The 25,976-nt window shown below is 39.0% G+C and carries 18 protein-coding genes, 1 tRNA gene and 1 pseudogene; 8 read left to right on the forward strand and 12 right to left on the reverse strand.

The features are described 5' to 3' along the window. Positions 1 to 2: 2 nt before the first annotated feature. The 3 genes from rpsA to aroA all read right to left on the reverse strand — a co-directional run bounded on the left by rpsA (position 3) and on the right by aroA (position 3,806). The gene (gene rpsA / locus BN67_RS05595) at positions 3 to 1,703 is read right to left on the reverse strand and encodes a 30S ribosomal protein S1 (protein WP_019223163.1); all 1,701 of its coding nucleotides are present in this window, start codon (positions 1,701 to 1,703) and stop codon (positions 3 to 5) included. A gap of 130 nt (positions 1,704 to 1,833) precedes the next feature. Further along, positions 1,834 to 2,481 (reverse strand): (d)CMP kinase, encoded by a 648-nt coding sequence (gene cmk / locus BN67_RS05600; protein WP_019223164.1) that lies wholly within the window; start codon positions 2,479 to 2,481, stop codon positions 1,834 to 1,836. Continuing rightward, complete coding sequence (gene aroA, locus BN67_RS05605; RefSeq protein WP_019223165.1) at positions 2,478 to 3,806, reverse strand: 3-phosphoshikimate 1-carboxyvinyltransferase; 1,329 nt, start codon at positions 3,804 to 3,806, stop codon at positions 2,478 to 2,480. Before aroA ends, cmk begins: the two co-directional genes overlap by 4 nt. A 189-nt stretch (positions 3,807 to 3,995) precedes the next feature. On the opposite strand from aroA, the gene BN67_RS05610 reads away from it, so the two are divergent. Beyond that, the gene (locus tag BN67_RS05610) at positions 3,996 to 4,376 is read left to right on the forward strand and encodes a TIGR02300 family protein (protein WP_019223166.1); all 381 of its coding nucleotides are present in this window, start codon (positions 3,996 to 3,998) and stop codon (positions 4,374 to 4,376) included. A gap of 123 nt (positions 4,377 to 4,499) precedes the next feature. Next, a tRNA-Ala gene (locus BN67_RS05615) sits at positions 4,500 to 4,575 on the forward strand. A gap of 440 nt (positions 4,576 to 5,015) precedes the next feature. Here the strand turns inward: BN67_RS05615 and BN67_RS14185 are convergent. Next, a complete protein-coding gene (locus BN67_RS14185) occupies positions 5,016 to 5,153 on the reverse strand; it encodes a hypothetical protein (protein ID WP_156791637.1) in 138 nt (45 codons plus the stop codon). A gap of 1,734 nt (positions 5,154 to 6,887) precedes the next feature. Between BN67_RS14185 and ilvD the strand changes: the two genes are divergently transcribed. Next, positions 6,888 to 8,726 carry a dihydroxy-acid dehydratase gene (ilvD, locus tag BN67_RS05620; RefSeq protein WP_019223167.1) on the forward strand — a complete coding sequence of 613 codons (1,839 nt, stop codon included), beginning with the start codon at positions 6,888 to 6,890 and terminating at the stop codon, positions 8,724 to 8,726. A 609-nt stretch (positions 8,727 to 9,335) separates the two neighbouring features. Here ilvD and mutS read toward each other — a convergent pair. Next, complete coding sequence (mutS, locus tag BN67_RS05630) at positions 9,336 to 12,083, reverse strand: DNA mismatch repair protein MutS (RefSeq protein WP_019223169.1); 2,748 nt, start codon at positions 12,081 to 12,083, stop codon at positions 9,336 to 9,338. A 208-nt stretch (positions 12,084 to 12,291) separates the two neighbouring features. Here mutS and BN67_RS05635 point away from each other — a divergent pair, with 208 nt between their 5' ends. After that, complete coding sequence (locus tag BN67_RS05635) at positions 12,292 to 14,589, forward strand: NADP-dependent malic enzyme (RefSeq protein WP_019223170.1); 2,298 nt, start codon at positions 12,292 to 12,294, stop codon at positions 14,587 to 14,589. 59 nt (positions 14,590 to 14,648) lie between these two features. Here BN67_RS05635 and secB read toward each other — a convergent pair whose 3' ends face one another. Then, complete coding sequence (secB, locus tag BN67_RS05640; protein ID WP_019223171.1) at positions 14,649 to 15,131, reverse strand: protein-export chaperone SecB; 483 nt, start codon at positions 15,129 to 15,131, stop codon at positions 14,649 to 14,651. A gap of 146 nt (positions 15,132 to 15,277) precedes the next feature. Further along, positions 15,278 to 15,778 carry an FxsA family protein gene (locus tag BN67_RS05645; protein WP_019223172.1) on the reverse strand — a complete coding sequence of 167 codons (501 nt, stop codon included), beginning with the start codon at positions 15,776 to 15,778 and terminating at the stop codon, positions 15,278 to 15,280. 188 nt (positions 15,779 to 15,966) lie between these two features. On the opposite strand from BN67_RS05645, the gene BN67_RS05650 reads away from it, so the two are divergent. Together BN67_RS05650 and BN67_RS05655 are read left to right on the forward strand one after the other, a co-directional pair. Then, a complete protein-coding gene (locus tag BN67_RS05650; RefSeq protein ID WP_019223173.1) occupies positions 15,967 to 16,659 on the forward strand; it encodes a Tim44/TimA family putative adaptor protein in 693 nt (230 codons plus the stop codon). Positions 16,660 to 16,720: 61 nt separating this feature from the next. Further along, complete coding sequence (locus BN67_RS05655; RefSeq protein WP_019223174.1) at positions 16,721 to 17,296, forward strand: Smr/MutS family protein; 576 nt, start codon at positions 16,721 to 16,723, stop codon at positions 17,294 to 17,296. A 208-nt stretch (positions 17,297 to 17,504) separates the two neighbouring features. On the opposite strand, the gene BN67_RS14190 is transcribed toward BN67_RS05655, so the two are convergent. Then, positions 17,505 to 17,651 (reverse strand): hypothetical protein, encoded by a 147-nt coding sequence (locus tag BN67_RS14190; protein WP_156791638.1) that lies wholly within the window; start codon positions 17,649 to 17,651, stop codon positions 17,505 to 17,507. A gap of 1,242 nt (positions 17,652 to 18,893) precedes the next feature. Here BN67_RS14190 and BN67_RS14195 point away from each other — a divergent pair. Further along, on the forward strand, positions 18,894 to 19,031 hold the full coding sequence (locus tag BN67_RS14195) for a hypothetical protein (RefSeq protein WP_156791639.1): 138 nt from the start codon (positions 18,894 to 18,896) through the stop codon (positions 19,029 to 19,031). 860 nt (positions 19,032 to 19,891) lie between these two features. Here BN67_RS14195 and BN67_RS05665 read toward each other — a convergent pair. From BN67_RS05665 to BN67_RS05690, 4 genes and pseudogenes are all read right to left on the reverse strand, one after another. Further along, on the reverse strand, positions 19,892 to 20,893 hold the full coding sequence (locus BN67_RS05665) for an Hsp33 family molecular chaperone (RefSeq protein WP_019223176.1): 1,002 nt from the start codon (positions 20,891 to 20,893) through the stop codon (positions 19,892 to 19,894). A gap of 85 nt (positions 20,894 to 20,978) precedes the next feature. Next, positions 20,979 to 21,113 carry a hypothetical protein gene (locus tag BN67_RS14200; protein ID WP_019223177.1) on the reverse strand — a complete coding sequence of 45 codons (135 nt, stop codon included), beginning with the start codon at positions 21,111 to 21,113 and terminating at the stop codon, positions 20,979 to 20,981. Positions 21,114 to 21,416: 303 nt separating this feature from the next. Beyond that, positions 21,417 to 22,331: pseudogene (locus BN67_RS11675) on the reverse strand (tyrosine-type recombinase/integrase); the annotation flags it as partial. A gap of 905 nt (positions 22,332 to 23,236) precedes the next feature. Continuing rightward, positions 23,237 to 24,448, reverse strand: a complete 1,212-nt coding sequence (locus BN67_RS05690) for an aspartate aminotransferase family protein (RefSeq protein ID WP_019223181.1) — start codon at positions 24,446 to 24,448, stop codon at positions 23,237 to 23,239. Positions 24,449 to 24,911: 463 nt separating this feature from the next. Between BN67_RS05690 and BN67_RS05695 the strand changes: the two genes are divergently transcribed. Further along, positions 24,912 to 25,436 carry a GcrA family cell cycle regulator gene (locus tag BN67_RS05695; RefSeq protein WP_019223182.1) on the forward strand — a complete coding sequence of 175 codons (525 nt, stop codon included), beginning with the start codon at positions 24,912 to 24,914 and terminating at the stop codon, positions 25,434 to 25,436. The last annotated feature ends 540 nt before the right edge of the window (positions 25,437 to 25,976 follow it).

Raw genomic sequence — 25,976 nt, forward strand, 5'->3', positions numbered from 1 at the left:
ACTTATTCTTGTTCTTGTTTTTTCAAGGCTGCACCAAGAATATCACCAAGAGAAGCACCTGAGTCTGTAGAACCATATTGTGCAACAGCTTCTTTTTCTTCTGCAATTTCTAAAGCTTTTATAGACACTGAAAGTTTACGTGTTTTCTTATCAAAAGCAGTAATGCGGGCATCAACCTTTTGACCAATTGCGAAGCGTTCAGGACGTTGCTCATCACGATCACGTGCTAAGTCAGCACGGCGAATGGTTGTTTCAAGATTGTGGTCAATCAATTTGACTTCAATGTCATTATCATTCACAGCGACAACTTCACATGTTACAACAGCACCTTTGCGAAGTTCACCAGAGGTTGCTGCTTCTCTAACTTTATCACTAGAAAGTTGTTTAATTCCAAGAGAGATACGTTCTTTTTCAATGTCAACATCAAGGACCACAGCTTTAACGATATCACCTTTATTATAGGTATCAATGACTTGTTCACCAGGGCGGTTCCAATCAAGATCGGAGAGGTGAACCATACCGTCAACATCGCCTTCAAGCCCAATGAAGAGACCAAATTCTGTTTTGTTTTTAACCTCTCCTTCGATTTGTGAATTAACAGGAAATTTATTAGCAAAAGCAACCCATGGATTTTCAAATGTTTGCTTTAAGCCAAGGGAAATACGCCGTTTAGAGGGGTCAATTTCAAGAACAACCACTTCTACTTCTTGTGATGTAGAGAGGATTTTTCCTGGATGGACATTTTTCTTCGTCCAACTCATTTCGGAAACGTGAATGAGTCCTTCAATTCCTGGTTCAATTTCAACAAAACCACCGTAATCAGTGATATTGGTAACAGATCCGGTAATTTTTTTACCAATCGGATATCGAACGCTGATGCTTTCCCACGGATCACTTTCAAGCTGTTTCATACCAAGAGAGATACGGTGTGTATCTTGATTGATGCGAATGATTTGAACTTTAATCGTTTGGCCAATTGTAAGGACTTCAGATGGATGATTCACACGTCGCCAAGCCATATCTGTGACGTGCAAGAGTCCATCAATTCCACCAAGATCAACAAAGGCACCATAATCAGTAATGTTTTTAACAACACCTTCAACAATTTGGTTTTCTTCAAGATTTTGTACGATTTCTGAGCGTTGTTCGGCACGGCTTTCCTCTAAGACCGTACGACGTGAAACAACGATATTTCCACGGCGACGATCCATTTTTAAAATCTCAAAGGATTGTGGATTGTGCATGAGAGGTGAAACATCGCGAATAGGGCGAATATCAACTTGGCTGCGAGGCAAAAAAGCAACAGCACCATCGAGATCGACTGTAAAACCACCTTTTACTTGGCTAAAGATAATTCCCTCAACGCGCACACCGGCATTGAATTTTTCTTCCAAACGGATCCAGCTTTCTTCACGGCGTGCTTTCTCACGCGAGAGAACAGCTTCTCCCATCGCATTTTCAATGCGCTCAATATAAACTTCAACCTCATTTCCAACTTGCAAGGAACCATCTTTTCCTTTAGCTCCAAATTCCTTAAGTGGAATGCGTCCTTCGACTTTAAGTCCGGCATCAATAATGGCCATGTCTTTTTCAATGGCAATGATACGGCCTTTAACAACGGATCCTTCATTAAGGTTATTGGTTTGGAAGGATTCCATGAGAAGAGCTTCGAAATCCGCTGTTGTGGGATTGTATTGTGACATAAGAACTCCTGATACATACCTTGTATAAAGGTATAAGCGCTAGGTTAGTGTTAACACACGGTAACTTCCTGCCTTTTTCCTTAATACAGGAAGAAAAATCAGCGCTCAGCCGGAAATCACCTTAACGACTTTATCCAATTATACGCTCTTTTATGATTGGATCAATAAAAGTGCATGCAATTGCGAATGTTGCTTCTATACTCAATTCTGACGTATCAAGCAAGTGGGCGTTTTGGGCAGGTTTTAGTGGGCTTTGTTTGCGGGTTATATCGCGATTGTCACGTTGTTCAAGTTGCGTTAGGATTTCATGATAATCAGCTTGAGCACCTTTTTCTAAAATTTCTTGATAACGGCGTTTTGCGCGCGTTTGAACATTCGCAAGAACATAAAATTTAATATCGGCCTCAGGGCAGACAATCGTGCCAATATCGCGACCGTCAAGCACACTGCCAGGCAAAATTTTTGCAAAGTTACGTTGCTTAGTGACAAGAACTTTACGTACAGTAGGCATAACTGCTATTTTTGAAGCGGCTTCGCCCAGTTCATGGGAAGAGAGGAGAATTGGATTTAAAGTATCAAAATCAAGTTCTGTGGCACAAGCAAGAGCTTCTTTTTCATCATTGAGAGCCCATTTTTTTTGTAAAAGCGCATGCGCTACACCGCGATAAGTAAGACCAGTATCAAGATGACGAAGATGATAATGCGCAGCAATTTTTCGCGCTAATGTTCCTTTTCCCGAGGCGGCTGGTCCGTCAATGGCAATCACAAAAGGTTTCAAGAGATTTTCCCCCCAAGTTGTTGTACAAAAGGGATAAATTCTGGAAAGCTTGTGGCGATCATTCGTTTATCATCAATGGTAACAGGTTTTTCTGAGACCAATCCAAAGACGAGAAAACACATGGCAATTCGATGGTCAAGATGTGTAATGACATTTCCACCTCCCAATCCTTTTGTAGAGCTTTTTCCATGAACAATAAGAAAGTCTTGTCCCGCTTCACATTCTACATGATTGACTTTGAGCCCTTGAGCAAGTGCAGAGAGTCGGTCTGATTCTTTAACGCGCAATTCTTCAATTCCGAGCATAACTGTTTTGCCTTCAGCAAAGGCTGCAGCGACCGCTAAAGCGGGATATTCATCAATCATTGAGGGGGCGCGTTCTTTGGGGACTGTGACACCTTTTAGTGTTGATGATTGTACCCGCAGGTCAGCAACAGTTTCTCCACCTGTTTGACATTGATTGAAAAGTGTAATTTTGGCTCCCATTTCCCATAATGTTTCGATAAGCCCCATTCGAGAAGGGTTTATGAGAACATTTTCAATGGTGATGTCAGAATCTTCCACGAGAAGGGCAGCAATAAGTGGAAAAGCAGCAGAAGAGGGGTCGCCTGGAATATCAAGAGTTTGTCCGGTCAGGTGCGGTTGACCATGGAGATGAATAAAACGTGTTCCTTTTGCGTCTGTTTCTATTTCAAGTTGAGCGCCAAACGCTTGTAACATTTTTTCTGTATGATCTCGCGTGGGAATGGGTTCAACAACCGTTGTCATGCCGGCTGTATTGAGTCCGGCAAGCAGGATTGCTGATTTAACCTGAGCAGAAGCCATGGGAGTACGGTAGCAAATTGGGTTAGCCATTTTGGGGCCATAAAGTGTCAAAGGGAGAAGGTCGCCACGTGTTGCTTCAACTTCAACACCCATTAACCGCAATGGTTCGAGGATACGTCCCATTGGGCGTTTAGAGAGAGAAGCATCACCAATAAAGGTCGTTTTCATATGATAAGGACCAACCATTCCCATGATCAGGCGGGCACCTGTTCCAGCATTGCCAAAATCTAAAGGATTTTGTGCTGCTAAAAGGCAACCATTTCCGGTTCCATGAACAATCCAGAGATTATTTTCTTTATAAATATGGGCTCCCATAGCTTGCATAGCAGCTGCTGTCTTGAAAACATCATCACTTTCAAGCAGTCCATGAATATATGTTTTACCGCTTGCTAATCCCCCTAATATAAGAGATCGATGGGAAATGGATTTATCTCCTGGGATTTTAATTCTTCCAGAAAGACTGGTAGACTTATAGGCGGTTATGGGAATTGTTTTTTGCATGGAAGTTCTATTTAATTCTCTCGTACATTGTTATTAAATGAAGCATTCTTTAACACATGCTTTGGAGGGCGTCATGAGGAAATCCATTGTTTATGATATATTTATCTTTGACAAAGACACTATTTTTTGATTAAGCACCATGAAATTCATTTTTTGTTGGAATTATAGTTAACTAAAGAGGCACGCTTCATGGCAAAACAAGAACTTGGAACTAAACGTGTTGATCCAGAAACGGGAAAGAAATTTTATGACCTTAACCGCGACCCTATTGTGTCGCCTTATACAGGAATTTCTTATCCACGTTCTTATTTTGAAGTTGCAGCAGCTGAAGCAAATGGTGAAGAAGATATTGATGCTGAAGAGCTTGATACAGCGCTTGAAAAATCAGCTTTCATGCTTCTTGAAGAGGATGGGGATGATTCTAAAGATGATGATCTTCCTGACTTAGAAGATGGTGATGTTGATCTGGGTGATGATGATACCTTTTTATCTCATGATGAAGAAGAAGATGATGATGATGTTTCTGATATTCTCGGAGGTGGTGGTGTTTCTAACGATGATGATTCTTAAAAAAGAAACGAAAAAGTGTTCTTTTTTGTAAAATACAAATTCTTCTTGATCTTCGGATTTTCTCGTTTTAAGAAATTTTTCTAAGATTATCTTACTTTTTAAGAGAAGATATTTTCTTTATGTGGGGCTATAGCTCAGCTGGGAGAGCGCTTGCATGGCATGCAAGAGGTCAGCGGTTCGATCCCGCTTAGCTCCACCAAAAGGATGATTTTTCAAGATAAAATATCGACTGTGTAAAAACCAAAAACGTTTTGTTCTTCGCAGTAATTGCTTCAGCAGTCATTTTTCTCATCTTAGTGATTTCACAGTGCGTTGGTTTACAATGATCTGCTATGCATTTTTATGTATTTATAGGCTTTATCTGCAACGAATGAGAAAGCAGCGGGCAATATTTTGTAATGCATATGGAATACATGCAATGGGAATACAGCCTCATTTGGAGAGGACATGAAGTTGTAAAGGCGAAAACCAATCTCTAGCTTTACCATCATCCTTTAATTCGGCTTTATGATTTTCAAAAGTCTCTCAAGCAAAGTTTTAGGGATCATAGAGATTACCCATTGCCTCACATTTTTGTTTTTCACGTTCTTTAATGGAGTCACAACTCTCACGTAAAATAGAACGCCCCCTGTTGCATGTTCACGGGCTTATTTTAAAGAGATATCTCTTAGAGCCATTAAGCCCATTTCGCGGTGGTGTTTTAGTGAATTGTATAACGATAAATTCACTGCGCATCACCATATTCACGCCGATAAAGGGATAAGCTGGTACTATCATTTTTTTTATCCACTCATGGTATATTTACCAACGCATAAAGTATAATTTACTCGCCTCATGAGATTGCAACAGCTTTTGCATAAAGGCAGTTCATGAATGGTTTTTTTCTCCTTTCTTCTATAATTTTTATCCATACGCCACCCCCACTGATAGTGTGAAGCCAAGTGAATAAAATTGATTCAACAGAGAGAAGTTTGAAATAAGAGAATCTTACGGGTATTTTTGGTTGGTGATTCAAGATATATAAAAAATATTTATCATTATAAATCAATATATTGTAAATGAATTGTGGGCTGTTTATGATGTAAAGGTTAGCCACTTTTTATTGTCACGTTCTTTAAAGAGGGGCACGCCGCTGCACAAAGCAGAAAATATTGTTATGTTGCTCATCCATATCGCTTTTTAATATGCCTTATGCCGTGTCGTTTTTTAAAAAATATCTTTCATTCCGCAAAAAGTTTATTTTGCAACACAACTGTGAAGAAAATAATGTAAAATCGTGCGTCACCATTTTGATTGCAAAGTACAAGCTGATGCTATTTTTCTCATTTCTAGCGCCTAATTTATTTTCTCACTTTCCGAGTGTTACAACAATTTCTGCATTTATCACGGTGTATAAAAAACATTTTTCTCTTTATCTCATGCAATTTTATTCCCATACCTATTTTTTGATGTGCAAAGGAATGCTCTTGATTGATTCGTCATAAAAGAAGGTTTGAAGTGAGAAAGCCTTACGATCTTTGGAGTTTTCACTATAACATGGATAATTATTTATCGAGAGAAATCAATATGTTCATTTCATGCAGAAGAGATGTGCAGGAATAAAAGCAACCTCATTGAATTTAGAGCAGTATATTGTAGTAACATATTGATTAATAATGTTTTTTCGTCGTCTCTCACTTTGAGAAACAATCTCGAATATTGTAAGATTTTCTCATCTCAAACCATTTTATGTTGAATCAATTTTATTCACTTGGCTTTACACCATAAGTGGGATTGGTATGTGGATAAAGTTAGCGAGGAAAAGAGAAAAAATGCCTCTTATGAATCGCTTTCATGCAAGGGTTGTTGCAACACCCATGCGCTGGTAAAGTGAATGATGGTGCTGGCTTGTGAAACAGCTTAGGAACAATACATATTTTTCAATAAAACATTCAAAATAGGTGATATTGCTTCTATGATCGATGCTCTCAATACCGTTGCTCGCGTTCAAATAGAGTACCTGAGAGACAAAGAAAACAAATTGTGAATGCATGATATCGCGTTTAAAGTAAAAAAAGCATGGATCTTAAGCTTTCTAGCTTGATCACGATGTTAGAGGTTTTCTAAAGCAGTAAAAATAAATCAATGCAACAAAAGGATAAAAAAGGATTGGGATGAAGAGGTATTACTGATGAGGATTATCTTCATATGATTAAAGTGTCCAGCTAGGATTTCTATAAGCTCAGTGAACGCTTGTTCTCATCTTCTTTAAATCTCAATGTTAAGAAGTCGTTATTATCGATTCCATAAATGGTTCAGAGAACATTGCGTGAAAAAAAATGATTTGGTTATGAAGGAAGTTTCTTGGGTGACGAAAAGTAGCTGTCGAATGTTGCTTATAGAGATTTTCAGATTTTTGTGATTTAATTGTTTCAAGAGATGCCTTTTTCTTATTTTAATGCATGAGCTCTTGTTTTTAGGGCGTTATTGCAGCACAACAGAAAAAATGGAATATTTGAGGGGAAAAAAATAATGCCTTCTTACCGTTCAAGAACATCGACTCATGGGCGCAATATGGCAGGAGCCCGTGGTCTTTGGCGTGCAACAGGGATGAAAGATACTGATTTTGGCAAACCCATTATTGCCATTGCAAATTCTTTCACACAATTTGTACCAGGACATGTTCATTTAAAAGATCTTGGACAATTGGTCGCACAAGAAATAGTTTCTTCTGGTGGGGTTGCGAAAGAATTTAACACGATTGCTGTGGATGATGGAATCGCAATGGGACATGATGGAATGCTTTATTCTTTGCCTTCACGTGAAATTATTGCTGATTCTGTTGAATATATGGTCAATGCGCATTGTGCTGATGCACTTGTCTGCATTTCTAATTGTGACAAAATTACACCTGGCATGTTAATGGCTGCGTTACGTTTGAATATTCCAACAATCTTTGTTTCAGGCGGTCCTATGGAAGCCGGTAAGATTAGATGGAAAGATAAAGATCTGACTATTGACTTGGTTGATGCAATGGTTGCTGCAGCGTCTGATGAGAACTCAGAAGAAGAAGTTGCTGAAATAGAGCGTGCTGCTTGTCCAACATGTGGTTCATGTTCAGGAATGTTTACGGCGAATTCTATGAATTGTTTGACTGAAGCCTTAGGGCTTGCTCTTCCAGGAAATGGGTCCATGCTCGCAACCCATGCGGATCGTCGAGTTCTTTTTGAAAAAGCTGGACGACAGATCGTGACATTGGTTAAACGTTATTATGAAGAAGATGATAAGACAGTTTTACCGCGTTCTATTGCTTCACGCAAAGCTTTTGAAAATGCCATGACGGTGGATATCGCCATGGGAGGATCAACCAATACTGTGTTGCATCTTTTAGCGGCTGCGCAAGAGGGTGAGGTGGATTTTACCATGACGGATATTGACCGCCTTTCGCGCCGTGTTCCTGTTTTGTGTAAGGTCGCACCGTCTGTTGCGAATGTGCATATGGAAGATGTGCATCGGGCAGGTGGTATTATGGGGATTCTAGGTGAATTGAATTCAGCGGGGCTCATTGATACATCCACTTATACAGTTCACGCAAAAACGATGAAAGAAGCTCTTAATCACTGGGACGTGAAACAAACCCATGAATCAACAGTTCATGAATTTTATCGTGCTGCGCCAGGCGGGGTTTCAACACAAACAGCCTTTAGCCAATTTCGTCGCTATGAAACCCTTGATCTTGATCGTGAAAAGGGTGTGATTCGTGATAGCAAACATGCATATTCGAAAGATGGAGGATTGGCTGTTTTGTATGGAAATCTTGCGAAAGATGGCTGTATTGTGAAAACAGCAGGTGTTGATCAATCAATTTTAACTTTTAAAGGTCCTGCGAGAATTTTTGAAAGCCAAGATTCTGCGGTTTTAGCGATCTTATCCAATAAAATTAAATCAGGTGATATTGTTTTAATCCGTTATGAAGGTCCCCGCGGTGGACCTGGCATGCAAGAAATGCTCTATCCAACAAGCTATCTTAAATCCAAAGGATTGGGAAAGGCTTGTGCACTTATCACAGATGGCCGTTTTTCAGGGGGAACTTCAGGGCTTTCTATCGGGCATATTTCTCCAGAAGCTGCGGAAGGAGGAGAAATTGCTTTGGTGGAAGAAGGTGATATCATAGAAATAGATATTCCTAATCGTACCATTCAAATGTTAGTCAATGACGTTGAGATGATGCATCGTCGTGCAAAAATGGAAGAGAAGGGAAAAACAGCTTGGCAACCTGTTGAAGAGCGTAAGCGGAAAGTTTCAAAGGCTCTTAAAGCCTATGCAGCACTCACAACTTCTGCTGCAAAGGGTGCAGTTCGTAGTATTTGATCGAGTGAAGCAGCTAGTTTGTGGAAAATGAAAAGGCTGGTGAGAAATTTGCCAAATCTTACACTGATACATAATCTTTATGATAAAAATAGTGGTGTAACGGTGCTGATTTTTGATGAAATTTCCCCATTTTTCAGGGAAAGTGACAGTTCTCTACGGGGCTGTTTTACAATGAAAATGTTTTGGAAAATGGTTTGCAATGAAAAAATGCAACGCAGGAAAGCAAACCAGATTTCATCTCGGATTTCATCATTGTGGGAGGAGAGTAGTTTGGCTGAAGGGGATTATTTTTTTAAGAAAAGTGTGATGATAAGATTATTGGCTGTGACAAGTTTCTTTTTTGTATAAAAACAAATAATTGGTTTCAGGAAAGGTTCTCTATTTGCCTTATTGGTATTAATTTTTATGCTTTTAAAGACATACTGTGTAAAGATGTAAAAACATATTGTGAGATGAAACAAGATTGCCGGCTATGTCACGGGTTTTTCATTGCTCAAAAGTTGAATGCAAGACGAGAAGAGCTATATCTAGAGCCCTTTTTAAGAGAAGCTTTGATAGTGCAATGAATAATCACTGTGGGTGGGAATAATAAAAAAAGAGCGCCCTTTTTCATTTAAAGGGCTTTGTTTTTTCTAGTTGTTTGAGGCGATAAAGTGCTTCTAACGCCTCTTTAGGGGAAAGTTCATCAGGGTGGATGTTTTCTAAAGCTTCATGAAGTGCGCAATGCTTTTGTGTTTTTTTATTTACGGGCGCTTCTACTTTAAGGGAAAAGAGTGGTAAGTCATCAATTAATTTATTGCCTTTTCCAGCCATTTCACCTTGTTCTAATTGATGGAGAACATCTGTAGCACGTGTAATAACTGCTTTGGGAAGTCCAGCAAGTTTTGCAACTTGTACACCGTAAGAGCGGTCTGCAGCTCCTGGTGTAACTTCGTGAAGAAAAACAACATCACCATCCCAATTTTTGACTTTCATTGTTACATTATGAAGGCGGTTAAGTTTTTCGGTCAGTGCGGTCATTTCATGAAAATGTGTCGCAAGAATTGCACGACAACGATTAACTTCATGAAGATATTCAACAGCGGCCCAGGCGATTGAAAGTCCATCAAAGGTGGAGGTTCCTCGTCCAATTTCATCAAGAATAACAAGGGAGTGGTTACTTGCATGATTCAGAATCGTTGCTGTTTCAACCATTTCCATCATAAAAGTTGAGCGCCCCCGTGCAAGATCATCGGACGCACCAACACGACTAAATAAGCGATCAACAACGCCGATATGGGCCGAAGTTGCCGGAACAAAGGAGCCCATTTGTGCCATAATAGCAATGAGAGCATTTTGCCGTAAAAAAGTTGATTTTCCCCCCATATTGGGACCTGTCAAAAGCCAAATGGCTGCATATTGATGATTTTCTTGTATAGAGAGATCGCAGTTATTGGCAACAAAAGGTTCTGCTGCTTGTTTGCGTAATGCTTGTTCTACGACAGGATGACGTCCTGCGGTGATATGAAAAGTAAGAGATTGATCAACTTTAGGACGACAATATTCTTGTTCTTCAGCAAGTTGTGCTAATGCCACTGATACATCTAAAATAGCAAGCGCTTCAGCTGCTTTACGAATGAAATCAACTTGTTCGGTAATTTCATGAACAAGAGTATCAAAGATTTCCAGTTCAAGCATCATGGCATGGTTGGCAGCATGGGCAATACGGCTTTCAAGGTCGGCAAGTTCTGTTGTGGTAAAGCGCATAGCATTTGCCATTGTTTGGCGGTGAATGAAGCGGGCTTTGACTTGTGGACTATTTATAAGTGCTGAGGCTTGTATATTGGTGACTTCAATAAAGTAGCCTAGAATATTATTATGTTTGATTTTAAGCGCCTTAATATCTGTTTCTTGAGAATATTGTGCTTGGAGTTCAGCAATAATACGGCGAGATTCATCACGTAAAGCACGCATTTCATCGAGTTCTTGATGATATTGAGGGCGAATAAAACCACCATCACGTTTAAGCAATGGAAGATCATCCGCCAATGCTTGCTCTAAATGACAATGTAAAGCAGTAGGCAAATGTGAGAAAACCTGCTGTACATCACTTATTTCTTGAGGAAGTAATTCATTGTTAAGAAGTTGATGAAGTTCATGAATGATGTCAAAGCCGCGTTGAATTGCCGCCATATCACGAGGACCTCCACGTCCAAGAGCCAAACGTGAAACTGCGCGGGGCATATCGGGGCCCCTTTTTAAAATGAGTTTTATCGCTTCTGCAAGAGAGGGATTTTTTAAAAAAAAGTCAATTGAATCAAGGCGATGATCAATAACTGAGGGTGTGGTGAGAGGCGCGATGAGGCGATCAACAAGAAGACGTGATCCACCTCCCGTTATGGTACGATCAATAGCTTTGAGGAGGCTTCCATCGCGCTGTCCTGATGTGGTTCGAACAAGCTCAAGACTTTGTCTTGTTGCGGCATCAATGAAAAGGGTCGCATTTTCATTTTGGCGTTCAGGGCGCATGAGAGGTGGGCGGTGTGTGATTTGTGTTTTTTCGATATAGCGAATGGCAGCAGCAATTGCAGAAAGTTCTGAGCGTGAATAATCAGCAACACCTTCAAGGGTTGAGAGTTTAAAATAACCGCAAATATCACGTTCAGCAGTGATTGTATCAAAAATATTAGCAGGTTGAGGTGAAATAATGCGGTCTAAAACATTAAAAAGTGGCTTGTGGGTTTTATCATGAAAAAAAGAATCCGCCACAATGATTTCTTGTGGGTCTACACGCATAATGTCTGCTAAAAGCCTTTCAGAGTGGCTTTCTGCTACACGAAATACGCCTGTTGAGATATCAATCCAGGAAAGGGAAAATTCCTCTCCGTCGCTGGTTTTGATGCGTGCAAGTGTCATGAGATAATTTGCACGTGTTGGATCAAGGAGTTTTTCTTCTGTTATTGTGCCAGGTGTCACAAGGCGGATGACATCACGCTGAACGATTGCTTTTGATCCACGTTTTTTTGCTTCTGCTGGATCTTCTGTTTGTTCACAAACAGCAACGCGATAACCGCGTGCAATAAGTTTTTGTAAATAATCATCAGCAGCATGAACAGGGACTCCACACATAGGAATATCTTCACCCAAATGTTTGCCACGTGTTGTGAGTGTGATTCCTAAAGCTTGAGCCGCTTCAATGGCATCATTAAAAAACAATTCATAGAAATCACCCATTCGGTAAAAGAGCAGAGAATCATTGTTCATTGCTTTGATCTCTATATATTGCTCCATCATAGGTGTGGGGCGTTGTTGGTGGGGAGCAGATGAAGAATCAGGCTGTGGAATTAAATTATTTTTGTGGTTGATTTTCTTATCCATTTTTACGCGCCCGTCTCCTTCAAACGAGTCTTTGACATCCTTTTTTGTTTACTTCAACGTCTGTCTTTATTATCTCTAAATTGAAACGTATAACCAGATCTATTCGTTAAGCATAGCGATTTTTGATATATGAATCAAATTTTAAAATCGGGCAGTAATATACACTATAGGGTAGAATTTACACCGTTTTTGGAGACAATTGAGTGAAATGAAAAAAATTGAACAGGATCAAAAAGTACCTCAAATAATTGATAGTGCTAGTGAGCGAGAAGCCCTTGATTTTCATAGGCGAGGTCGTCCTGGCAAGCTTGAAATTGTTGCAACAAAATCCATGGCAACACAGCATGATTTATCACTTGCTTATTCTCCAGGTGTTGCTGTTCCGGTGAAAGCCATTGCTCAAGATCCAGTGTTGGCTTATGACTACACAGCAAAGGGCAATCTTGTGGCTGTTATATCCAATGGAACAGCTATTTTGGGTTTAGGCAATTTGGGTGCACTTGCATCTAAGCCAGTGATGGAAGGCAAAGCTGTCCTTTTTAAGCGCTTTGCAGATATTGATTCAATCGATTTAGAAATTGATACGAATGATACAGAAAATTTTATCAATTTAGTGCGTTATTTAGAGCCTTCTTTTGGCGGTATCAATTTGGAAGATATTAAAGCACCCGAGTGCTTTATTATTGAAAGGCGCTTACGCGAGATCATGAAGATTCCTGTTTTTCATGATGATCAACATGGTACAGCAATTATTGTTGCTGCTGGTGTGTTGAATGCTTTGCATTTAACGGGGCGGGATATGCAAAATACGCGGTTGGTGTGTAATGGCGCTGGTTCTGCGGGAATTGCATGTATTGAATTGATTAAGGCAATGGGATTTCGACCTGAAAATATCATATTATGTGATACGAAGGGTGTTGTCTATGAAGGGCGTGAAGAAGGAATGAATCAATGGAAGTCGGTTCATGCTGTTCGAACCGATAAGCGCACGCTTGCTGAAGCAATGGAGGGTGCTGACATATTTTTTGGGGTGTCTGCTAAAGGTGCTATTACCTCTGAAATGGTAAAGTCAATGGCGCCTAAACCTATCATTTTTGCTATGGCTAATCCCGATCCAGAAATTACACCAGAAGAGGTGAGGAAAGTGCGTAGCGATGCTATTATAGCAACAGGTCGTTCGGATTATCCAAACCAGATTAACAATGTTCTTTGTTTTCCTTATATCTTTCGTGGTGCACTTGATGTGCGTGCGACGGTTATCAATGAAGACATGAAAATTGCTGCTGCAAGGGCTCTTGCAAATTTGGCGCACGAAGAAGTCCCTGACAGTGTTGCGGAAGCCTATCGCGGAAAGCGATTGAAGTTTGGACCAAATTATATCATTCCCGTTCCTTTTGATCCGCGTTTGTTCACGGTTGTCTCAATGGCGGTCGCAAAAGCAGCGATGGAAAGTGGTGTTGCTCAGAAGAACATTGATGATTTAGAAGCTTATGGGCGTGATTTAAATGCAAGACTTGACCCTATTTCTTCTATGATGCGTGGAATTTATAATCATGTTCGTCAAGCACCAAAACAAATAGTTTTTGCAGAAGGTGAAGAGGAGCCTGTCATGCGTGCTGCTGTTTCTTATGTTCATCAAAAACTTGGGAAAGTGATTTTGGTTGGTCGTGAAGAACAAGTGAGAGAAACTGCGGCTGTTGCTGGTATTGACCTTGAACGTGAAGGTATTTCTATCATGAATGCTAAGCTTTCCTCTCGCACGGATGCTTATGCGAATTATCTTTACAAAAAGATGCAGCGCCAAGGCTGGTTATTGCGTGATTGTCATCGCCGGATCAATAATGATCGCAATTATTTTGCTGCTTGTATGGTGGCATTAGGGGATGCAGATGCCATGGTAACAGGGGTGACGCGCAATTATGAAACAGCCCTCATCGATATACGTCGAGTGATTGGCGAGAAACCAAAAGAACGTTTGATTGGTATCTCGATGGCTATTTGCCGTGGACGAACTGTGTTTATTGCAGATACCGCTATTTACGAGAATCCGAATGCTGAAGAACTTGCTGATATAGCGGAACAAACAGCTGCTTTTGTTCACGGATTAGGATATCAACCACGAGTGGCGTTTGTAGCATTTTCTACTTTTGGTTATATGAAAGGACCGGTTACACAACATATTCAAGACGCTGTTCATATTTTACATGAACGTGGGGTGAGCTTTGAATTTGATGGAGAAATGAGTGCTGATGTGGCACTGAATTTGAAATTGATGCAACAATATCCCTTTATGGGGTTAACAGAACCTGCAAATATTTTAGTTATGCCTGGGTATCATGCCTCTTCCATTGCGAGCAAAATGCTCCAAGAGCTTGGTGAAGCAACCATTATTGGTCCTATTTTGATTGGATTGGAGAAATCCATTCAAATTGTACCGTTTAGTGGAACTGATACGGACGTTGTCAATATTGCAATGTTAGCCGCTTATCATGCAAAAAAGTTATAATATAAAAAATAAAGGCCGCTGAGATTTCAGGGCCTTTATGATCATGAAAGAACAATTTCTTAGGAGGGTTGGTGCTGACTTTCACTCTCCTTTTGTTCTTCAGCAAGACGCTTTTGAAAGAGCGCTGCAAAATCAATCGGATCAATCCACAAAGGCGGGAAACCACCATTTTGGGTTGCATCGGAGACAATTTGCCGAGCAAATGGAAACAAAAGACGAGGACATTCAATAAAAACAAGAGGCATCACATGCTCTTGCGGGATATTTTTGAGATGAAAAACACCACCGTAAACGAGCTCTACATGAAATAAGGTTGCTGCATCATCATTGGCTTTGACGGAAAGAGATAAAACAACATCATAATTATCATCTCCGATTGGATCAGCGTTGACATTAATGTTAATATCAATTTGTGGTGTTTTTTCACGTGGGCGCAGCGAACTAGGAGCGCTTGGATTCTCGAATGAGAAATCTTTTAAATATTGTGTTAATACAGCAAAAACAGGCTCTCCACCACTGTTATTCATTTCACCTTCGGCCATAGTACAAACCTTTTCATTACTATAATATTTTTATTTCTATCTTAGATCTAAAGATCGAACTGGTTACCACGCCTTGCAAAAGGTTGCAAGGAATGCACCTCTTGTGTTCATGATTTTTAAAATATGTTGCAGATTTTTTCAGTATTTCAATGATGCCTATCATTTTTACGCCGTGGAGATTCTGTGGTGTTATGGATTTTGTAGTCTTCTGCTTTAAGGTCAATGGTTTTTTCAGAACCATGTTGAGAAGTGGTTTTATTGTGAGCATTTTTTTTGTTTTTCAAGGATAAAAAGAAATGCCATGCAAGAGAACGGATTGGCTTTATAAGGAGGAAGAGCCCTAAAAAATCACTGACAAAACCAGGAAGAATAAGCAAAATTGCGCTAAGAATGACAAAGGCATCATTGATTACATTATTTTCTAATGCCTGTCCTTGGATGAGTTCGCGTTGTATATTTTTTAAGAGGCTCAATCCTTGAATTCGCAATAAAATAATGCCAATGAGTGTTGTAAGAACAATCAAGCACAAAGTTGCTAAAATTCCAATTTCTTCTCCAACAAAGATAAAACCAGCGATTTCAATCAAGAGCACACTGAGGAGGATAATGATAAAAAAACGAGGATTTATCGAATAAGACTTTATCACATGAAAATTTCCTTCTTAAAGATTTATGGTAAAAAATGATAAGAGATGATATCTTTTTGAAAAGACAAGCATAAAAGTTATAAAAATATTCAAATGGCCAATTCCCTATTTTACATATTTAGTGATAAATGATATTGACTGCAATGTTTATTACAGATTATCCTAAGATTTGGAGACTAACAGCACCTATGGAATTTGACGTTATACTTGTCATCGCTCTTGTTATTATGGTTGTTATTTTTGTGCAGCTACGTAATGTATTAGGAAAACGAATTGGTTTTGAGAAGCCTCCCTTTGATCCTTATTCGGGTCGTTCTAAAAAACAGGTCGAGGCAGAAACGGCTGACAGTATTGTTTCGTTCCCTCATAAAAACAATTCGCAAAAAGGTGATTTTAGTGAAATTGATGCTGTTGCCCCAAAAGGGAGTGTATTGAATGAGGGGTTACGGGCACTTCGTAAGGTTGATTCCCGTTTTTCTCCTCAATTTTTTATAAAGGGTGCGCAGGTTGCTTATGAGATGATCGTAACAGCTTTTGCTCAGGGAGATCGTGATCAACTTAAAAAATTGCTTTCTCAAAATGTTTTTGAGAGCTTTTGTGCTGCCATTGAAAATCGCGAAAAAAACCATGAAAAAGTTCAGTTCACTTTCATTGGGATAAGTAAGATCGAGTTTGTTTCGGCAGCAGTACAAGACAAGGATGAATTTGTGACTGTGCGGATTATCAGTGAAATGATTTCCGTAACCTATAATGAGCAAGGGGAGCGTATAGAAGGGGATCCTGATGCTATTGTAGAAATTAGAGATGTTTGGACTTTTGTTCGCAATAGCTTATCGTCAGATCCAAATTGGAAGCTTTTTGCAACGGAAGATGAAAATTAAGATCTCTATTATCTGTGAGGTTGTATAAATAAGATTTGATAAAAGATTGAAACGCTCACGAATGAATGGAGACAAAAAAAAGGATTTATTATCTTCACAAGATCGTCTTTTATGGGAGAAGGTCTGTCGTACGACAATACCACTTTATGATAAGTTCCATTCTTCTATCACAACAGATAATGCAAATACTGACAATAAAAAACAGCACATAACACAAGGCTTTCTCTTGTCTCAGGGAGTCAAAAAGATATCAACCGTTGCAAAAAAAGAAAAGGGAAAACAGGGAGATAAGCTTCATTTTTTCGATCGTGCTGTGCATCGTAAAATTGCCAAAGGGCGTTATCCTATTGAGGCGCGTCTTGATCTTCATGGTTGTATGCAGGAAGAGGCTTATTTTTTCTTAAAGAATTTTTTACAATTATCTCAGCAAAATGGATTGCGGTATGTGCTTGTCATCACAGGAAAAGGTCGCTCACCTGGAAGCGATGGTGCTTTGTATAAGTTTGTCTCCCATTGGTTATCAACTCCCGCTTTTCGATATTATATTCATGCCTTTACGCAAGCCGCTCGCCAACATGGTGGTGAAGGTGCACTTTATGTTTTGTTGCGCCGTTTTGTATCGAATAAGGGAACATGATATTGTTTGAGTTATCTTTTCACTCTTGATTTTATCCGTTATTGCGTTGCATGTATTGTGACATGCTATTGTCTGCAATGAGGTCCACGACAGTACGCAGAAAGAAGAAACTCATTGTGCGTGAGAGGGGGCGCTTATTCTATCATTTTATAATGCTTCTAATGATAAAAGAACATGAAATTCTGTTGTCGCCTCACGCTTTTGCTTCTCATGTTTTTAATGGGGTTGCTACCTTTACGCAAAATAGAACGCCCTCTGTTGCACATTCACGGGCTTGTTTGAAAGAAATATCTCTTAGAACTCCACAGCCCATTTTACGGCGGTGTTTTAGCGAATTGTATAAAGATAAACCCATTGCGCACCACCATTTTTACTTATACAAGAGACAAACTAGCACCGCCATTCTCTTTACCAGCCCATGGTATATTTACTCGCCTCATGAGATTGTGGTACCCCTTGCATGAAGGCAGATCATGAGAGACATTTTTCTTCTTTTCTTTTATAATTTTTTCATATGCCAATCCCGCTGATAGTATAAAGCCAAGAGAACAAAATTGATTCAACAGAGAGAAGTTTGAAATGAGAGAATCTCACAATCTTTGAAGCTTTCACCATAACATGGACAATCACTTATTTTTATAAATCAATTGAATGACGTCTAATGAGTCTATTTTTAAGAAATTTTTTTCTTTTTTAATTAGATGCGTGTTTAAGGATAAATGATTTGTTCACATTGTCTCAGATCTTTGAGTCATAATTTCTTATTCTCATTTTTCTTATTAAAAATGCAAAAAATCATTTATTTTCTTCTCACAAAAGAAGAAAATATGAGGATAAAATACCTAAAAGGGTTCTTATGAAGATCTCAATGGGAAAACAAACGCAGCATTGGAAATCCTAAAATAGGATAATTCTTCTAAGTCGTTATTTTATAGATGTAAAAAATAATGGTAACAAGCCATTATGACTGTGCATGTTTTGCAGCAAAAAATAAAATAATGATTTTGATAATATCATTGCTGATAGCAGTGAGAAATCCAAACACGTTGTTCATAAAACCAAATCACCCAAAATGAAGCGAACAGACAAATATTGAACCATTTAAAAACTGAAGTTTTCAAAACTCTTGTAGTGCTTTGAACATTTTGTATACAGATGTCTTATTTCACAAACACTTTTTAAAGATAGCTGTAAGCTCTTTATAAAAGAGCTTATACAGGATAACGACTTGTCAAAATTGAAAATAAGAGTGCCAATATCACGAGGAAGACTTTCATGCTTTTGCATTACTTTTGAAAATGTATCCTGCAAATATCATGATAATACATTGATTTATAATGATTATTTATCGTTATCGAGTTTGAATCATACCTCTGAATACTGTTAAGATTCTCTTATTTCAAACTTCTCTCTGTTGAATCAATTTTATTCACTTGGCTTCACACTATCAGTGGGGGTGGCGTATGGATAAAAATTATAGAAGAAAGGAGAAAAAAACCATTCATGAACTGCCTTTATGCAAAAGCTGTTGCAATCTCATGAGGCGAGTAAATTATACTTTATGCGTTGGTAAATATACCATGAGTGGATAAAGAAAATGATAGTACCAGCTTATCCCTTTATCGGCGTGAATATGGTGGTGCGCAGTGAATTTATCGTTATACAATTCACTAAAACACCACCGCGAAATGGGCTTAATGGCTCTAAGAGATATCTCTTTAAAATAAGCCCGTGAACATGCAACAGGGGGCGTTCTATTTTACGTGAGAGTTGTGACTCCATTAAAGAACATGAAAAACAAAAATGTGAGGCAATGGATAATCTCTATGATCCCTAAAACTTTGCTTGAGAGACTTTTGAAAATCATAAAACCGAATTAAAAAGAGCTTGTAAGGCTGGAGACTGGTTTGCTACCTTTATAACTTCATATACTCGCCAAACGAAGCTGTTTTCTTATTTCAGCAATTACGCAAACAGATATATACGCAATACACTCCCATATGGTATATAAAAGCTGTAACAGCAGAGAAAGTGCTGAACCATCTTAAGTTTTGTTTCAAACATGCAGCTGCGTTGGGATAGGATGTTGATTGACAAGCAACAGCGAAAGTACGCACCTTGTTAGGAAAACTTCACGTTAGATCGTTATTTTTGTTTTAGAAGAGATTAAAAATGTTTCTTGTATACTGCATCGATATAAAGTTGTTATGATAGGCAAAGTGAGCAGATAAATTGGGATCCTAGCAACGAGAATGATAGCGCCGATTTTTAGAAACAAACTTTGATATGTCAAAAACGAAAGAGAGATACTGCCAAAAAGGATAGAGTATCTCAAGCTGTTGAACGCTTTGAACCAGAGCGTGGGTTTCGTTTTGCAATATACGTTATATGAAAAAGCGTGTTTAAATATCCACTTTTTGAGGTAGCGTATGGAGTGCAGGCTGATTTGAACAGGTATGCAGACAATGAAAACGCAATGCACTTTCAAGTAGGATAGCCAAAATATTTTAAAGATTTGTGTTGGCTGTTTTTAGTGTGGTGTTATAAATATGGATTGCATGCAGTGGGCACTTTATTGTTTGTAAGGAATGTTCGTTAGGTTTTATTTTCAGAAAGTTCTTGCGGTTTAAAACGATAAGTTGTTGAGCAAAATTCACATGTAACGGAAATATATTCATCTTGAACCATTTTGTCCTGTTCATCAGCGGGAAAACCTATCAGCATTCCTTTAATTTTTTCCCGTGAACAAGAACATTGATCCATAAGGGAAAGGCTATTAAAAACTCTCACACCTTGTTCATGAAAAAGACGAAATAATAACCGTTTACTGCTAACTTGAGGATCAGTCAATTCTACATTTTCAATGGTTGCTGTCAGTGCTTTGGTTTCTTGCCATTGGTTTTCAAGTTGTTCGGGGGTTTTTGTTTCGTTTTGTTTTTGAATGGGGGCATCTATTTTATGAGGAGGTGATGCTTTGGGCAAGAGTTGGGTTAAAAGTCCTCCTGCTCGCCAGTTTTTCTGTAGTTTTCCATTTTTGTCGCGGTTGATTAAGAGAGCGACCGCCAAACGGATATCGGTGGGAATTTGTTCTGATTGATCAAAATAGAGACGGGAGGCTTCTTGTAACTTTGATCCATCTAATGCTACTATTCCTTGATAGGGTTGCGTGTGGGTACCTTGGTATATGGTGAAGGCTAAAGTTCCTTTTCCCAACAGTTCTTCTGAAGATGTTTGATGATTGGCTAGAGTTTTTTCTAACCGTTCTTTGTCAAAACGAGCATAACCGCGGAGATTGGAAGGAGGAGAGAAATCACACACCAACATATTAACTGGTCCATCGGAATGGGTTTGTAAAATAAACTTTCCTTGCAATTTTAGAGAAGTTCCAAACAAAACAGTTAAAACTAAAGCCTCTGCTAAAAGGTAAGAAACCGGTTCAGGATATTGATGCCTTGTAAGAATAGAGTTTAAAGTTTCTCCAAGTTGCACAGCACGTCCGCGGATATCAAGTTCTTCGACTTGAAAAGGAATCACAGTATCATCTTCATTTGGATAGAGAGTGTTGAGAGAGGTTTCATCTGTGGCTTGTTCGCTCATATTTTTGCCTTTTATTATGATTTATTTTAAGGGAGTATTGTGGAGAGAAAAACGTATTTTGTAAACACCAGGAAAGAATTGCTTTTTAGGCATGAAAATGATTTTCAACTTCGTTTGAAACAACGCGAGGTGATTCATTTGTGACGCCATTGATAACTTCTTCAATGCGATGAGTGCGGGAAGACAATAAAAAAGGGGCATAGGGTTTGGCTAATTTCATGAAAGCTTCATTGATGTGATAGGGTTAAAAAATAGAATGACTGTGGGCACGAATTTTTATCCCATAGAAACCATTTTTCGGTGATAATTGTGTCAGTAATAGTATAGTCAGCACCTTGAGCAGTTTTTGGGAAGGCAATCTGGTCTTTACGTATCCAGCGTACAAATTTTCTTGTGGTTTGTTCTCTTTTGGAGTGGCAATTCGCAAGTGAAAAGAGCAACAGCCTTCATGAGGGAATGAAGCACATTATTGCTGACTTTTATCCACACAAGCCTTTGTTCTCAACGGGTCTACGGTGTTCTCTAGAGGATCACGACCGCGCGTAGAAAAAAGGAACTCATTGCGTATGAGAGGACGCGCTTGTTCTATCACTTTGAGTGCTTCTGGTGATAAAGGGACGCGAAACTCTGTTGTCGCATCACGTTGTCCTTTCATATTTTCTGGAGGGATAGTCCGTATATTCCCTTCAATCTGATCTTCACGAATATAACGCAAAGGATTGGTGCGAACACCCAGAAGGATAAGTAAACGCAAAGCCAATGGTGTGAGGGTTGTTGTTTGGCAAAGTGTTTGATAAAAAGCCGGCACATTTTTCCAATCCATTTCTGGAAAGTTTTGCATTTTATGGCGTTGTTTTCTTAAAAGAGCGCGTGCTTTCTCTGTTGCTTGTAAATCAACATTCAATCCTAATGCAGCCGCATGTTTGAGACAAAGATTAAGACGGTTTAGTGCTTTTTCTGCTGTTGTAGCTTTTGTATGCCATATGGGGGCAAGGGTATTGCGTATCTCTGTTTGTATGATTTCTGAAATGGGTAGACAGCCTAATTTAGGGAGTACATGAAGTTGTAAAGGCAAAAACCAGCTTCCATCCTTCCCATCCCCTTTTAATTCAGCTTTATGGCTTTCAAAAGCATCCACAGCAATATCTTTAAGATAATGAAGATTGCGCATTGCTTCACGCTTTTGTTTCTCACGTTCTTTAATGGGATCACGTCCTTCACGTAAAACAGAACGCCACCGTGTTGCAGTTTCACGGGCTTGTTTTAAAGAAACATCTCTCAAGGCACCCAAGCCCGTTTCACGGCGGTGTGGGTGAATGGTATAGCGATAAAGCTATTGAGCCCCACCATCTTTACGCTTATGAAGGTACAAGCCGGCATCATCATTATATTTACCAGCACCCAATCCTTGGCACTTAAGGCGATTCATAAGAGGCATTTTTCCTCCTTATCCTTATTAATTTTTACCCATCTGCCAACCCCGCTTATGGCATAAAGCTAAGTGAATAAAATTGATTCTATATGAAGTGATTTGAGATGAGAGAATCTTACAATATTCGGGGTTATGATTCAAGGTGAGAAACGATAAAACCTTTATGAATCAATGTATTGTCCTCTTAAGATCGGGGTTTCTGCTAGAATTTAGCAGGAATGTTTGTCATCTGTGAGAGTATAAATGAGAGGAATTTATTGTGCCAACACAAGTATCCCGTTATGTGATGTGATCATATCCACAAAGTGCGATAAAATGTGGGCTGTGTCAGCTGTCGTTTTGCAATGATCAAGCTGCGTTTTTGAATTTTTTCGCATGATTATCTCTTCACCAAGCTGTCACATGCCAATATTGAATGAAATACGGATTTATATGAACACAGTACATTGATTTATAAAGATAAATCATCATTATACAACTTGAATTATAACCCTGAATACTGTTAAGATTCTCTCATTTCAAACCTCTTTATGTTGAATCAATTTTGTTCACTTGGGTTTGTACTATCAGCGGGATTTGTATGTGTATAAAATTATAGAGAAAAGGAGGGGAAAATGCCTTTCATGAACTGTTTTAATGCAAGAGCTGTCAGCAACACCATGAGGTAAGTAAATAGATCATGAGCTGGTAAATAAATTGATGGTGCCAGATTGCACCTTTATAAATGTCAAGATGGTGGTGAGCAATGGATGATTTTTGAAAAATCATTGTAGTGTTTTACCAATCAAAATTTTGAAGTATTTCCTGCTTTTAAAACATGCTTTAAGGATTTTTGTATTATCGATAATGACGCGTACTCTTGTGGGGGTTAAAATGGATAAGTTGGTGCAGTGATGCAAGGTATGTCATATTTATAAGACTTGCTTTTTTTGTTTATGTGTTTGTGAAAGATAAGCAATTGCTTTTTCAATACGATGCAAGCTTTCATTTATTTCTTCCTCAGTTATGATAAGAGGAGGTAACAAGCGCACGACATTGTTGTTGGCACCAACACTGAGAACATATTCCTTTTCTAAGGCATTTACAATGGTATTTGAAGGAATAACACACTGAATTCCAATCATAAGACCAGCACCTTGAATTGCGCAAATAATGTTAGGATAGGTCTTGAGAAGATCCAAAAGTCCACTTTTTAGCTTATTTCCCATGTGTTGAACATGATGAAGAAAGCCTGGTTCTAATATAGTATCAAGAACACTGTTAGCGACCGCCATTCCAAGAAGATTTCCTCCAAAGGTTGATCCATGAGTCCCTGGTGTCATGCTTTTTGCAGCTTTATCTGTTGCAAGACAAGCTCCCAAGGGAAATCCTCCACCTAGTCCTTTTGCCAGGGTAAGGATATCAGGTGTGATATCATTCCATTCATAAGCAAAAAGTTTTCCTGTCCGTCCAACACCTGTTTGGACTTCATCTAAAATGAGTAACAGATTATTATCATCGCAGATTTTGCGTAAAAATTTTAGATATTCATGAGGAACCATTCGTATTCCCCCTTCACCCTGAATAGGTTCAATAAGAACAGCTGCGGTATTTTGATTGATAGCATTTTGCAAAGCACTTTCATCACAAAAAGGGACTTGCGTAAAACCACCGGCTTTAGGACCAAAGCCCTCAAGATATTTTTTATGCCCAGTTGCAGCAAGCGTTGCAAGTGTGCGTCCATGAAATGCACCCTCAAAAGTAATAATTTCAACACGTGTTGAGTGGCCAGATTCGTAATGATAACGACGAGCAGTTTTGAATGCGCATTCTAGTGCTTCAGCACCAGAGTTGCAGAAAAAAACTTTATCAGCAAAGCTGTTTGCACAAAGCCGTGTGGCAAGAGCTTCTTGTTCAGGTGATTGAAAAAGATTAGAAATATGCCAAAGTTTTTCGGCTTGTTTTTTTAGGGTCTCAATGAGCTTTGGATGTGCGTGCCCTAATGCGTTAACACCAATGCCAGATGTCAAATCAAGATAGCACTCTCCTTTATCGGAAATCAGCCATACACCATTGCCTTTTTTGAAATGCAAATCACGTCGAGCAAAGCATTTGTAAAGTGGCTGTATAGCAGGGACACGCATCATTCTTTCCTTTCTGTTTTAAACTTTGCCATATAATAAACAAAACAGTGTTGCACCCCTATATACAATACAATCAGTATGTCGCTAGGAGCAATTATCATATCCATATAAGAGATCATTACACCGAATGGCGAAAAGTCAATAAAGGTTCTGCAATATAAGCCTTTGTAAGAATAGTCCTTAAGTGAAGGAGGAGAGTCTGGTTTGTACTTGATTTGCAAGTTGGGGAAAACATTCTAAATAGATTCTTCAAGAGAGAAAGATACTTGTCATAAAGCATGTGTATATTGTAATTTGAAACAGCAGGTAAGGTGGTGTTTCAGTTTATAAATTTCATAGGTTGAGTGGAGCTTTTATGCTGGGGTGGGGTATAGAAGTTTTTTTGCTTAGCTTATTGAAAATGTCGTTGGAACATGTGAAGTTGCAGTATATCCTAATGAGATGACCGAAATGGAGTGCAGATATGAGTTGGACACATGAACGCGTTGAGCTTCTAAAAAAGTTTTGGAGTGAAGGTTTAAGTGCAAGTCAGATTGCAGCTCAGTTAGGTGGAGTGAGCAGGAATGCAGTGATTGGTAAAGTGCATCGATTAAAGCTTCCAGGGCGTGGTAAGACACCACAAGCAGTATCGCGTACACAAAAGGCACCTGTTAATCCACCATCTTCGCGTATGCGTCGTTCTGCCTCGACGGCAGTGCCGACACATTCTACGTCTAGTGTGGGAGCAACAGCATTAAAGATGGAGTTTGTAGAGGAGGATGTAGCAGGAACTGATATTTCTGAAAAATCGGATGTTGTTGTGCCTATATCACGCCAGCTTAATCTTTTGCAATTGAGTGAAAATACATGTAGATGGCCAATTGGAGACCCGTTGTCATCGGACTTTCATTTTTGTGGTGCCGACGCTAGTGAAAATAGTCCTTACTGCGCTTTTCATGCTAAGATAGCATTTCAGCCAATATCTGAAAGACGGCGAATAAGAGTATAATCTCTATCGCTTCTCATGCATTTCTATCATAGGTTACGAGAGAAGTCTGCAAAGGCAGAGCTTTAAAAGCGTATAAAAATTCTTTCTTTTATAGGAGTGGTTTAAGTATTATTTTCTGTGTTAATTGTGCCTCGATATGCCATCGAAGTATAAGTTTTTCATTACGGCCTTTATTTTCGTGTATTTTACAAATTCCCAAAAGAGCTGCAGCAATGTCTTTTCAATTTGTAAAGGATGGAGAGTGTAGAGAGTTTGGTAGTTTTGTTGTTTATATTTTTATAAGAGAGAAGAGTTTTTTATCATTGCCGTCTTTGCATTTTCGAAGATAAAAGCCGGTGTCATTATTTTTTTCCAGCACTCAATGTAGCCGACAGCCCTTGCATGGAGGTGGTTCATGAGAGGTACTTTCTTTCCTTTATAGTTTCACTTCCTACACCAATTTCGCTTATAATGTACGAACACATGAATAAAGTTGATTCAACATAAAGTGGTTTGAAATGAGAGAATCTTGCAATCTCAGGGGTTATGATTCAAGGTGAA

The sequence above is a fragment of the Bartonella rattaustraliani AUST/NH4 genome (genome assembly GCF_000312565.1).
In the GTDB taxonomy this organism is placed as follows: domain Bacteria; phylum Pseudomonadota; class Alphaproteobacteria; order Rhizobiales; family Rhizobiaceae; genus Bartonella; species Bartonella rattaustraliani.

Bases quoted from the DNA above. Each gene is read 5' to 3' on its own strand.
- rpsA (WP_019223163.1), bottom strand. From the start codon at position 1,703: ATGTCACAATACAATCCCACAACAGCGGATTTCGAAGCTCTTCTCATG.
- aroA (WP_019223165.1), bottom strand. From the start codon at position 3,806: ATGCAAAAAACAATTCCCATAACCGCCTATAAGTCTACCAGTCTTTCT.
- BN67_RS05610 (WP_019223166.1), top strand. From the start codon at position 3,996: ATGGCAAAACAAGAACTTGGAACTAAACGTGTTGATCCAGAAACGGGA.
- BN67_RS14185 (WP_156791637.1), bottom strand. From the start codon at position 5,153: ATGATAGTACCAGCTTATCCCTTTATCGGCGTGAATATGGTGATGCGC.
- ilvD (WP_019223167.1), top strand. From the start codon at position 6,888: ATGCCTTCTTACCGTTCAAGAACATCGACTCATGGGCGCAATATGGCA.
- mutS (WP_019223169.1), bottom strand. From the start codon at position 12,083: ATGGATAAGAAAATCAACCACAAAAATAATTTAATTCCACAGCCTGAT.
- BN67_RS05635 (WP_019223170.1), top strand. From the start codon at position 12,292: ATGAAAAAAATTGAACAGGATCAAAAAGTACCTCAAATAATTGATAGT.
- secB (WP_019223171.1), bottom strand. From the start codon at position 15,131: ATGGCCGAAGGTGAAATGAATAACAGTGGTGGAGAGCCTGTTTTTGCT.
- BN67_RS05650 (WP_019223173.1), top strand. From the start codon at position 15,967: ATGGAATTTGACGTTATACTTGTCATCGCTCTTGTTATTATGGTTGTT.
- BN67_RS05655 (WP_019223174.1), top strand. From the start codon at position 16,721: ATGAATGGAGACAAAAAAAAGGATTTATTATCTTCACAAGATCGTCTT.
- BN67_RS14190 (WP_156791638.1), bottom strand. From the start codon at position 17,651: ATGGGTTTATCTTTATACAATTCGCTAAAACACCGCCGTAAAATGGGC.
- BN67_RS14195 (WP_156791639.1), top strand. From the start codon at position 18,894: ATGATAGTACCAGCTTATCCCTTTATCGGCGTGAATATGGTGGTGCGC.
- BN67_RS05665 (WP_019223176.1), bottom strand. From the start codon at position 20,893: ATGAGCGAACAAGCCACAGATGAAACCTCTCTCAACACTCTCTATCCA.
- BN67_RS14200 (WP_019223177.1), bottom strand. From the start codon at position 21,113: ATGAAATTAGCCAAACCCTATGCCCCTTTTTTATTGTCTTCCCGCACT.
- BN67_RS05690 (WP_019223181.1), bottom strand. From the start codon at position 24,448: ATGCGTGTCCCTGCTATACAGCCACTTTACAAATGCTTTGCTCGACGT.
- BN67_RS05695 (WP_019223182.1), top strand. From the start codon at position 24,912: ATGAGTTGGACACATGAACGCGTTGAGCTTCTAAAAAAGTTTTGGAGT.